Source organism: Corallococcus aberystwythensis, assembly GCF_003612165.1.
In the GTDB taxonomy this organism is placed as follows: Bacteria; Myxococcota; Myxococcia; order Myxococcales; family Myxococcaceae; genus Corallococcus; species Corallococcus aberystwythensis.
Window position 1 is genome coordinate 1 of record NZ_RAWK01000326.1, and the last position, 9,922, is coordinate 9,922.

At 70.8% G+C, this 9,922-nt stretch carries 6 protein-coding genes; 4 read left to right on the plus strand and 2 right to left on the minus strand.

Annotated features, from left to right (window positions below; all coding sequences use genetic code 11):
- Positions 1-358 (plus strand): TIGR02266 family protein (locus tag D7W81_RS36075; RefSeq protein ID WP_120559919.1); only part of this gene is annotated, 358 nt, incomplete at its 5' end.
- Positions 359-586: 228 nt separating this feature from the next.
- Positions 587-2,191 (plus strand): ATP-binding protein, encoded by a 1,605-nt coding sequence (locus tag D7W81_RS36080; RefSeq protein ID WP_120559920.1) that lies wholly within the window; start codon positions 587-589, stop codon positions 2,189-2,191.
- Here D7W81_RS36080 and D7W81_RS36085 read toward each other — a convergent pair.
- Both D7W81_RS36085 and D7W81_RS36090 read right to left on the minus strand, forming a co-directional pair.
- On the minus strand, positions 2,188-3,327 hold the full coding sequence (locus tag D7W81_RS36085; RefSeq protein WP_120559921.1) for a THUMP domain-containing class I SAM-dependent RNA methyltransferase: 1,140 nt from the start codon (positions 3,325-3,327) through the stop codon (positions 2,188-2,190). The two genes, D7W81_RS36080 and D7W81_RS36085, sit on opposite strands and share 4 nt — an antisense overlap.
- Complete coding sequence (locus tag D7W81_RS36090) at positions 3,324-5,924, minus strand: response regulator (protein ID WP_120559922.1); 2,601 nt, start codon at positions 5,922-5,924, stop codon at positions 3,324-3,326. The genes D7W81_RS36085 and D7W81_RS36090 overlap by 4 nt, the downstream gene beginning before the upstream one ends.
- A 324-nt stretch (positions 5,925-6,248) precedes the next feature.
- Here D7W81_RS36090 and D7W81_RS36095 point away from each other — a divergent pair, with 324 nt between their 5' ends.
- Both D7W81_RS36095 and D7W81_RS36100 read left to right on the plus strand, forming a co-directional pair.
- A complete protein-coding gene (locus D7W81_RS36095; RefSeq protein WP_120559923.1) occupies positions 6,249-7,286 on the plus strand; it encodes a fatty acid desaturase family protein in 1,038 nt (345 codons plus the stop codon).
- 379 nt (positions 7,287-7,665) lie between these two features.
- Entirely contained in the window at positions 7,666-9,816 is a 2,151-nt protein-coding gene (locus tag D7W81_RS36100; RefSeq protein WP_244227680.1) for a glycosyl hydrolase family 18 protein, read from the plus strand.
- The last annotated feature ends 106 nt before the right edge of the window (positions 9,817-9,922 follow it).

Below are 9,922 nucleotides of genomic sequence, written 5' to 3' on the forward strand. Positions count from 1 at the left end.
CTCGTATTCGAGCGCCGAGTTCGTGGGCCTGGAGCGCCGTTCAGACGACCGGCTGCACGCGGACGTGAAGGTGACGATGAAGAACACGGGCATCTTCACCGACCACCGCATCATCAACCTGTCGTCGGGCGGTCTGTTCATCGGAACGGACCGGCCGCTGCGGCTGGGGACGCAGGTGGAGCTGACCTTGCGCTTCGATGATCCGGAGCGGGTGATGACCCTGCGCAGCTCCGTCATCTGGGAGAACTCCCTGGAGGACGGCAAGAACCCCATGGGCTACGGGTTGCGCCTGAGCGCGTTGCGCGCGGAGGAGCGGGACTTCATCCAGCAGTACGTCCGCCGCACCAAGAAGCCCTGACTAGAGCAACTGGCCCAGGAAGACCGCGCTCATCGCCACGAAGGCCACCCACACGGCCATGACGGACTTCAATTCCAGGTCCCTGCGGTCCAACTCGTTCGCGAAGTTCATGGTGCCTTCTCCCGTGATCAACACCTTCCTCCCTCCTTACGGCGCACCCACGCGGCGATTGCCCCGGGGCCTCCGCCCGCCTGGAACGAAGGGGCATGCGGCCAGGGGAGCGCGACGATGAGCGGCCGCGTCCCGCCCGGCACGCTGGACGGCCTGCTGCCCGCGCTGCCGGTGCCCCTGTTCGTGATTCGCGGCGACCGGCTGGTGTTCACCAACACCGCGATGCGGACGCTGCTGGGCCTGCGCGAGGACGAGCTGCCGTCGCTCCAGGAGCTCACCGCCCGCTTCGGGCAGGAGGAGCGCGCGTGGGTGGAGCCCATCTGCGAAGCGCTGTCTCGCGGCGAGCAGCCCACGTCCGTGCAGCCCGCGTGGGTGCACGTGCGGGGCGCGGACGGACGCCAGCACCTGCTCTCCCCCGTCAGCGCGCCGGGCCGCGTGCCGGAGGAGCAGCTGGTGCTGCTGCTGGACGCGGAGGGTGGGGACGCGGTGCGCAGGCTGTCCACCATGCTGGTGTCCACCGCGGCGGAGCTCCTGCGCTGCCGCGATGAGAACGCCGTCCTGGAGCTGGCGGTGGACGCGGTGTACCGGGAGGGCTTCTACGTCTCCGTGATGCTGCTGGAGGGCGACTTCCTGCGCCACGGGCCCATGCGCCAGGAGGCGGAGAGCCTGGCCGCGGCGGAGCAGCTCTACGGGCAGAGCGTGCACGAGGTGCGCTTCCCTCGCTCGGGGATGCCGCACCTGGCGGAGGTGCTCACGAGCCGCCGCGCGGCGTTCCATCCGGACGCGTTCAGCATGGTGCGCCGGCTGCACTCCCCGGAGGTGGCGGACAACATCCAGCGCATCTATCCGCCGGGCTCGCGCGCGCTGGACGCGCCCATCTTCGTGGAGGACGAGCCCTTCGGCGTGCTGGCGGTGCAGTCCACCACGCTGACGCCCGCGAACGCGGGGGCGCTGGAGCTGTTCGCGCAGCTCATGGGCGCCGCGCTGGAGAACGTGCGGCACCACCGCGCGGCGGACGCGCGGCTCGCGGAGGTGTCCCGCCTGCAGAACGAGCTCATCGCCAGCGAGCGGCTGACGGCGCTGGGTGACGCGGCGGGCGTCGTGGCCCACGAGGTGCGCAACCCCCTGGGCGCCATCCTCAACACGGTGGCGGTGCTCAAGCGGGAGCCCCGCCTGGGGGCCGCGGGCGCCTCCGCGGTGGAGATGCTGGAGGAGGAGGCCATCCGGCTGGAGGACATCGTGCGCGACCTGCTGGACGCGGTGCGTCCGCTGGAGCCCCGGCCGCGCCCCGTGTCGATAGGCGAGCTGGTGCACCGCGCGCTCGCGCAGCTGCTCCACGGCCGCGAGGAGCTGCCCAAGCCGCGCGTGGCCTTCGACGAGGCGCCGGACGTGCCGGACCTGTCCGGCGACGAGACGCTGTTGCAGCTGGCCGTCACGCACCTGATGCGCAACGCCATCCAGGCCTCGCCGCCCGGGGGCACGGTGCGCGTGGCGGTGCGCCGCGTGCCGGACGGCGTGTCGCTGGGCGTGGAGGACGAGGGCCCGGGCATCGAGGGGTTGGATCCGCGGCGCGTCTTCGAGCCCTTCTTCCTCACGCGCGCCAACGGCCGCGGCCTGGGGCTCGCCATCGTGCGGCGCGTGGTGCTGGCGCACGGAGGCCGCGTGCACGCGGGCGCGCGTCCCGAGGGTGGCGCGCGCTTCGAGCTGGTGCTTCCGCTCTAACCCGGCCCCGCCAGCAACAACAGACAGCGCAGGCCGCCGTTCTTCACGGGGAGCGACCGCGCGCCCTTCAGGCCCAGCGTCGCCACCAGCTTCGGATCCTCGGGGACGATGAGCGCCTTGCGCCACTCGCGGAACGCGCCGTTCAACGTCGCGCCCAGCGCGCGGTAGAGCTCCGGCAGGTCCTCCGCCTCGCCCACGCGCTTGCCGTAGGGCGGGTTCGCCACCACCAGCCCGGGGGCATCCGGAGGCGCCTTCAGCGTGCGCAGGTCGTGCCGCTCCAACGTCAGCGTCACGCCCGCGCGCCTGGCGTTGCGCCGCGCCGTGCCCAGCGCGCCCGCGTTGATGTCGTATCCGCGGACGACAGCGCGAGGCTCCGCCAGCGACTCGCCTTCCGCCTCCGCCCGGCGGCGGGCCCAGGCCGCCTGGTCGAAGGACGGGAAGGACTGGAACGCGAACGTGCGCAGGAAGCCCGGCGCCCGGCGCTGGGACATCCAGGCGCCCTCCACCAGGAACGTGCCCGAGCCGCACATCGGATCCACCAGCGGCACGTCCCCCGCGTAGCCCGCGAGCCGGAGGATGCCCGCGGCCAGCGTCTCACGCAGGGGCGCACGCCCCACCTCCTGCCGGTAGCCGCGCTGGTACAGGGGCGCGCCGGACGTGTCCACGCTCACCGTCCAGCGCTCACCGTCACCGCGCACCAGCAGCGTGAGCCCCGGCCCCTCGGCCTCGTCATCCAGGTAGCCCGCGGCCGCCACCTCGGGCTGGTTCCACGCCACGGCCGCGGACTCCAGCACCACGGCGGGCCCCGGGGCCACGGAGCGGTGCAGGGTCACCGACATGCGCAGCGGCGTCTTCCCGTCCCAGACCTCCGCCATGGGCAGCGATCGCAAGCCGTCCACCAGCGCGTCCGCCGTGGGCGCCGTGAAGGTGCCCAGGCGCAGGAGCACGCGGCTCGCGGTGCGCAGGCGCAGGTTCGCCATCGCGTGCAGGCCGGCCGGGCCCTCGCACTCGATGCCGCCCTCCGCGCGGCGGAACGCCAACCCCTGCTCGCGCGCCTCCGACTCCAGCGCGGGCTCCAGGCCCGGCAGCGTGGACACGTAGACCGTCTCGCCCGTCCGGGCCTGGGTGTCCGTCACGCGGGCCGCGTCCTGGCGGCAGGGCCTGTGTCCCGGGCGGCCTGCTCCAGCGCGCGCTCCATCTGGTTCAGGTCATACGGCTTGGGCAGGAGCACCACGCGCTCCAGCGCCTTGCCGTCCTCGCCCGACACCGCGCGCGAGTCCCCGGACGCGATGATGATGCGCAGGGACGGGAAGCTCCGCACGGCCTCGCGCGCGAGCATCACGCCGGACTTGCCCGGCAGCGTCACATCCGTGAAGAGCAGGTCGAAGGGCTCCTTCGCCATCACCTCGGTCGCCGCCTCCGCGCTCTCCACCGCGCGCACGGTGTGCCCCAGGTCCGACATCAGCTCCGACGCGGACTCGCGGATGTCCGCGTCGTCCTCCACCAGCAGGATTCGCAGCATGCCCTTCTCCTCCCGTGGCTCCGCGGGTACGGGCAGGCGGGACGGCTTCGCCAGCATCCGCTGCTCGCGGCCCTTCAGCAGCGAGCGGATCTTCCTCGCCAGGTCCTCGCGCCGGTACGGCTTGGACAGCAGGCTCACGCCCGGGTCCAACCGGCCGCCGTGCACGATGGCGTTCTCCGTGTAGCCGGACGTGAAGAGCACCTCCAGGTCCGGCAGGTGCGCCTTCGCCTGCCGCGCCAGTTCCGGGCTTCGCACCGGCCCCGGCATCACCACGTCGGTGAAGAGCAGGTCCACCGGCAGGCCGCTCTGGATGACCGCGAGCGCGCTCTGGCCGTCATGCGCCTTGAGCACGCGGTAGCCCAGCTCCGTGAGCACCTCCACCACCGTGGCCCGCACCGCCGCGTCGTCCTCCACCACGAGGATGGTCTCCGTGCCGCCCTCCACCTGCCCCGAGCCGTTCTCCGCCGGCTGCACCGCCGCCTGGAAGGTGCGCGGCAGGTAGATCTTGATGGACGTGCCGTGCCCGACCTCGCTGTAGATCTTCACGTGGCCGCCGGACTGCTTCACGAAGCCGTACACCATGCTCAGCCCCAGGCCCGTGCCGCGCCCTTCCGGCTTCGTGGTGAAGAACGGCTCGAACGCGCGCGACAGCACCTCCGGCGTCATGCCGGTGCCCGTGTCGGAGATGGCCAGGAGCACATACTGCCCCGCCGTCACCTCCGGGTGCAGCATCGCGTAGTGGTCGTCCAGCATCGCGTTGCCTGCTTCGATGGTCAGTTTTCCCCGGCCATCCATGGCGTCGCGCGCGTTGATGGCCAGGTTGAGGATGACGTTCTCCAGCTGGTTGCGGTCCACGGACGTGTTCCACAGGCCGCCCGCGATGACCGTCTCCACCTCCACGTCCTCGCCCAGCGCGCGGCGCAGCAGGTCGTCCATGTCGCGCACCAGCCGGCCCGGGTTGAGCGGCGTGGGCGCCAGGGGCTGCCTGCGGGCGAACGCGAGCAGCTGGGACGCCAGCCGCGCCCCGCGCTCCACCGCGCCCAGCGCCGTCTCCAGGCGCCGCTGCGCGCGCGTGTCGCCCACCGCGTCGCGCTGGAGCAACTGGAGGTTCCCGCTCACCACCTGGAGCAGGTTGTTGAAGTCGTGCGCCACGCCGCCCGTGAGCTTGCCCACCGCCTCCATCTTCTGCGCCTGGAGCAGCGCGGCCTCCGCCTGGCGGCGCTCCGCCTCGCTCTCCTCCAGCGCCCGGGTGCGCTCGCGCACCAGCTCCTCCAGGTGGTCGCGGTGGCGCGCCAGCTCGTCCTCCGCCCGCTTCTGCGCCGTCATGTCGTGGCCCTGGACGAAGATGCCGGAGACGCGCCCGTCCGCCTCCACGATGGGCTGGTAGACGAAGTCCACGAAGACATCCACCAACGGCGCCCCGGGCTCACGCTGCAGCTGCAGGGCGATGTTGTGCCCGACGAAGGGCTCGCCCGTGGTGAACACCCGGTCCAGCAGCGCGATGAAGCCCTGCTCCGCCACCTCCGGCAGCGCTTCGCGGACGGACTTGCCCAGCAGGTCCCTGCGGCCGACGAGCTGGAGGTAGGAACGGTTGGCCAGCTCGAACACGTGCTTGGGGCCCTTCAAGGAGCACATGAAGCCCGGGGCCTGTTCGAACAGGCGCCGCAGGTGCTTGCGCTCGTCGTCGAGCGTGCGGTTGGCCTCCTGCACCGCCTGGGCGCGCGCGAACACGCCGCCCATCAGCAGGGTCCGGGACGCGCCCTCCTCCTGCGGAACCTCCGCGTCGCGCACGGCCCGCTTGAGGTGCTGCAGCTCCGTCACGTCCATCGTGTGCTGGAGGATGAAGGCCACCTCGCCCCCATCATCGAACAGGGGGGTGTGCGTGGCGCTCCAGTAGCGGTCCTCCACCACGACGCCATTCTCCGTCTGGCGCGGCACCCGGTAGGGGATGAGCGCCAGCGTGTCGCGCGTCCGCTCCGTCAGCACGCGGAGGAACGAGTCGCGCAGCATCCGCGTGCTGACGTTGGCCGGGTCGTCCGGGTCATTCGGGAACGCCTCGAAGACGTTGCGTCCGACCAGGTCCTCCAGACGGCTGGCGGTCACCCGCAGGTAGGCCGCGTTCGCGGCCACGTACCGCAGCTCCCGGTCCAGCAGCATGTAGGGATTGGGCGACAGCTCGAAGAGCGTCTGGAAGTCGAAGGGTGCCTGCATCCATTCACCGGGGAGGTCTGGAACCTCCCTGCCTTTCCTGGGGGGCCGCCGCGAGACGCGGGAAAGGGTGTACCCGCCCAGTGTACGGAGAACACCCCCAGCAGACCGTCCAAAAGGCCCGGGCGCCCCGCCTCCCCGTGCGTAAGCCCCCTCGGAAGAGGGGCTTCTGGGCACCACTCAACACCTGGGTCCCGGTGGCACCCGTTGGGGCTTCCACGTCCGTCATGGCTGTAAGACTGGGCGGGTATTCCAGACCTTCAGATTCCCATGTTATGAGATTATTACAACCAGGGTGCCCATGCCCGGCAGGAGGTCTGTCCCCAGATGCTCGCCGTTCCAGAACCGTTGTCGCCGGATGACTCGGAAGCGGTCACCTCCCGTGCGTTCGACCGTCGCGCCCTGACGGCGTCGGTGCGGGAGCTGTCGGTGGTGGCCAGTGCGCGGGGCCTGTGGGCGGTGGCGCGCCAATGGCTCATCATCGCGCTGTCGGTGGCGTTCGTGGTGCAGGTGGACCGGTGGTGGGCGTGGGTGCTGGCCGCGGTTGTCATCTCCTCGCGTCAGCACGCGCTGCTCAGCCTGGTGCACGAAGCGGCGCACTACCACCTGTTCACGAACCGCCAGCTCAACGACATCCTGGCGGACCTGCTGTGCGCGTACCCCATGAACATCACCACGGAGGGCTACCGCAAGGAGCACGCGGAGCACCACCGCTACGTCAACACGCCCAAGGACCCGTACTGGCGCACGGCGCAGCGCGACCACGCCTGGATGTTCCCGCGCACGCGCTGGGGCACGGCGCTGGTGCTGCTGGGGGACCTGGTGGGCTTCTTCACCGTGTCCCACGTGCGCATCATGATTCCCTGGTCCTATACGGGCCGCGCCATGGGCAAGGGCGGCACGCCGCCGTCCCGCGCGGAGCACGTCCGCTACGCGCTGTGGCTGACCGGCTTCATCGCCTTCCTCACGCTCACGGGCGGCTGGCTCCACTACCTGCTCCTGTGGTCCGTGCCGTCGCTGACGCTGATGATGATGGCGTTCCGCATCCGCGCGGTGGTGGAGCACCCCTTCAGCCCCGCCACCCCGGACGAGACGCACGAGACGCGGGACGTGGAGGCCGCCACTTGGTTCGAGCGCTTCTTCATCGCGCCCTTCAACGCCAGCTACCACCTGTCCCATCACCTCTTCCCCTCCGTGCCCTACTACCACCTGCCCGCGCTGCACGAACGGCTCAAGCAGACGGACCTCTACCGCCCCGGGGAGAACCACTTCCAGACGTACCTGGGGGGCCGGACGAGCGCGTGGGACTTCCTCACGTCCTCCGGCAGGAATGACGTCCCGGATTCATTGCCTGTGAAGGATTGAAGCCGTACGTGTAGCAGCGTGGATGCCTTTCCCCTGGAGGCGCGCCCGTGGCGCCTCCAGGCGAGGGAAGGGCCCGCCCGTCCCCGCCGTCACCAGGCACGTTTCCCTCTGAAGCCAGACGCCCGCCGTGCCGCTGCCACAGCGGCCTGGCGGCCTGGCGACGTGCCGAAACACCCCACCCCATGGCTTGAACGCTGACGGCCGATCGCGGTGTTTCTCTGCCTGCGATTTGCCAGGTCCCCCTTTGCACGTCCGCCAATCCAGGCGCGGCGCCAGGGCGACCGGGGGACCTCCGCCACGCGCCGTGGCGGGGGAACGCAGGCCCCCCGGCCCCGCCTTTTTCACCTGGCCGTAGGAGCGAACTTTGAGAAGGCAGCTCATGGGGTTCCTCGTGGCGTTGGGCGCGATGCACACCGGCTGTGGTGGTGCGCCGGACTTCACCTCCACCGCGGGCGACGAGGACTCGCTGTTGACGACCGGGGACGCGCTCGCGAGCGCGACCACGATGTACGACGATGCGCTCGGCTCGGGCTGGCAGGACTGGTCCTGGGCGACGCACAGCCTTGCCGCGACGAAGCCCGTGTACGCGGGCACCCGCTCCATCTCCGCGACGTTCGGCCCCTGGAAGGGCCTGTACTTCCACCACGCGGGCGTGCCCACCACCGGGTACGGCTTCGTGGAGCTGCAGGTGAACCCGGGCGCGACGACGAACCCCGCGCTGGCGCTCTACGCGAGCGTGGGCGGCGTGGCGAAGTCCCCCGTGGCGCTCAACCCCACCTGCGCCGGCGGCACGCTGAAGGCCAATGCGTGGACGCTGTGCCGCATGCCGCTGTCCACGCTGGGCGCGGCGAACGTGACGCTGGATGGCCTGGTGGTGATGGAGAACGGGGGCCGCACGCTGCCCGTGATGTACTTCGACAACGTGCGCCTGGCGGCGAGCACCACCGCCCCGTCCGCGCCCACGGCCCTGAAGGCCACGGGCTCCGCGACGGACGTGGCCCTCTCCTGGGGCACGGTGACGGGCGCCACGGGCTACCACGTCTACCGCGCCACGGCGCAGACGGGCACGTACACGCGGCTGACCTCCTCGGCGCTCACCGCCGCGTCCTACAAGGACACCAGCGCCGCGGTGAACACGACGTACTGGTACGCCGTCACCGCGCTGAACGCGGCCGGTGAGAGCGCGAAGTCCACGGCGGTGTCCGGCAAGCGGACCTCCACCACCGGCGTGAGCGTCAGCGTCACCCCCGTGAGCGTGACGCTTTCGCGCGGGGGCGTGCAGACCTTCAACGCGCTGGTGACGGGCAACAGCAACACGGCCGTGACGTGGAGCGTCCAGGAAGGCGCCACGGGCGGCGCCATCACCACCAGCGGCACGTACACCGCGCCGCAGACGGCGGGCACCTACCACGTCGTCGCCACGAGCAAGGCGGACACGACGAAGAAGGCCACGGCGGACGTCGTGGTGACGGGCCCGGTGGGCAACACCAACAAGTGGGTGTCCGGCTACTACACGGGCTGGAACGCGGACGAGTACCCGCCGGAGAAGGTGGACTTCAGCGCGATGACGCACATCATCGTGGGCCGCGTGACGCCGAACACGGACGGCACGGTGGACGCCATCTTCGACAACTCGAACGGCTCCGCCATGGCGAAGACGCTCTCCACCCGCGCGCACGCGGCGGGGCGCAAGGCCATCATCATGGTGGGCGGCGCGGGCGAGCACGACAACTGGGTGGGCGCGGCCACGTCCGCGAACCGGGAGAAGTTCGTCCAGAACCTGCTCAAGACGATGGACGACCACGGCTACGACGGGCTCGACATCGACTGGGAGCCGGTGGAGGAGGCGGACAAGCCGAACCTGCTCGCGCTGGTGCAGCGGCTGCGTCAGGTGCGGCCCAACATGCTGCTGACGTTCCCCATTGGCTGGGTGAACAACAACTTCAGCACCGACGCGGAGCTCAAGTGGTACCCGCAGCTGGCCCAGCACCTGGACCAGGTGAACGTCATGTCCTACGAGATGATTGGCGTCTGGGACGGCTGGGATTCGTGGTTCACGTCCGCGCTCAAGGGCGAGTCCGGCACCCACCCGACGTCCGTGGAGTCCAGCCTCAAGGCCTGGGTGAACGCGGGCATCCCCAAGGAGAAGCTGGGCATGGGCATCCCGTTCTACGGCCTCGCGTGGCGCAACATCACCGGCCCGCGCCAGCCCTTCACCAACTGGTCCGACTACGTGGGCGGGGACAACTCCTTCACGTACAAGAAGATCCTGGCGCTCTCCAAGACGGGCACCCTCAAGTGGGACGCGACGGCGCAGGCCAACTACGTCACGTTCAACACGCCGGTGGAGGACGGCACGGTGCGCTGGATTACGTATGACGGTCCGGAGGCCATCCAGGCCAAGGGGCAGTACGCCAAGGCGAACGGCTACGGCGGCACCATCATCTGGACCATCAACCAGGGCTGCACCGACCCCGTGACGGGCACCAACCCGCTGCTCACCGAGGTCAAGAAGGCGTTCCTCCAGTAACCGGGATGGCTTGAAGGAAGACGGCCGCGTGGGCACCCGCCCGCGCGGCCGTTGTCGTTCGGGCGGGGGCGCGGGCCGCTACGCGGAAGGCGGCGCCGCGGCGGGC